The sequence below is a fragment of the Gracilimonas halophila genome, from assembly GCF_042684365.1.
Lineage (GTDB): Bacteria > Bacteroidota > Rhodothermia > Balneolales > Balneolaceae > Gracilimonas > Gracilimonas halophila.
Genome location: NZ_JBHULI010000023.1, coordinates 1 through 1,428 on the forward strand (window position 1 = coordinate 1; position 1,428 = coordinate 1,428).

Consider the following 1,428-nt stretch of genomic DNA (forward strand, 5'->3'; position numbering starts at 1 on the left):
CGAGAGCCGAATGCTGAATTTCTTTATAATCTGTAATCATAGTCTTGGGGTTTATTTCTTTCTCCAATCTATTGAAAAACGAACAATTCTGACAATTATTTATTGAGTGGAAGAGGGGGTATAACGGCTTGGCGTTTGTGCTGCGGGGCGACCAAGCCCGAATTTAAGCAACCAGCGCGCAGCCGTCAGCACGAAACGCTTGTTATGTTGCTGATTAATTTGAAAATAGCATGTCCTTCATTTCTTCAATCGTATAAGCTGGCCTTTTACGATGAATTATCGCATGGCAATTCGGACAGACTGGACGCAGGTCTTTTACTGGATTAATTTCATATTCACCATCTTGACCTGATATTTCATTCAAATGATGAACATGAATAAATTCTTGTCCAGCCTCTCCATAGAATTCTTGAAAATCAAAATCACAAATAGTGCAAGCGTACCCGTAGTGATTTAGACAAGCTTTTCTTGCATGAGGATTACGTTCATACCTTGTGATTGAAACATTGCTTGAAGCACCTTCAGAAAATGAAGTTGTGGGCTTTTCTTTTTCAAATCTATTTCTAGAAGTTTCAGAATTTATAAAATCGAACCAAACAGCTTCTAACTCTTCAGTTAATTCAGGTTTAATGGAAATCCCAGATGATTGCGGAGTCCAAACCTGGTTTGATAATTCACCTTGATCTAAGATACCTATGCCGAGAAGGGAATCTTCCGTAGGATTTAATAGTGTATCAAATTCGATCAAAACTCTGTGAACAAGTTTATCCTCTCCACTCCAATGTTGTGATAAAAAAGGTTCTGAAATTACAGTTCCAGATCCCATAATTCCTTTGGGTTCAACACCAAGACGAACAAGAAACGCACGATCACCCGGTTTAATTTGGCGATGGGCCACACAACTCCATTTTTGGGTTACACTTCCAGACATTTTAAGATTTTCAATATTCTCATCGAGATCGGTCCAGTCCCATTTATTTGGATTCCATGCAAAAAGAAATGTGTTCATGCTCTCGAATATTTATTTAATGGTAAAGCAACATAACGACCCAGCGTTTAAACGGCGCGGGGATTACAACTTCTTTGAAGTAGCGAAATTAATTCCTCGCAATCAAGTTCCATCGAACCCCGTCCGCGTCCGATTTAAAACGTTTTGTTATGCTACCGGATTAGTCGTAATGAGTCCACATTCTGATTACTTTAACAACTTTCTCTTTTTCGTAGACTTGATAAACCAACCGATGCTGAATATTAATTCTCCGCGAATAAGCTCCTTCCAAATTCCCAACCAATTTTTCATAAGGAGGATATTCTTCAAAAGGATTTTCCTCAATGATCTCCAATAAGTTTTTGATCTTTGATTTTAAACCGGAAGAAGCTGCTTTCTTGGCATCCTTTTTTGCTTGTTTAGTATAAACGAGTTTGTAT

2 protein-coding genes are annotated in these 1,428 nt (G+C 38.2%); both read right to left on the reverse strand.

All coding sequences use genetic code 11. The features are described from left to right. Window positions 1-214: 214 nt before the first annotated feature. The gene (locus ACFSVN_RS06310; RefSeq protein WP_390300163.1) at window positions 215-1,009 is read right to left on the reverse strand and encodes an HNH endonuclease; all 795 of its coding nucleotides are present in this window, start codon (window positions 1,007-1,009) and stop codon (window positions 215-217) included. 160 nt (window positions 1,010-1,169) lie between these two features. Next, window positions 1,170-1,428: Txe/YoeB family addiction module toxin (locus tag ACFSVN_RS06315; RefSeq protein WP_390299489.1), on the reverse strand; the 259-nt coding region annotated here is incomplete at its 5' end.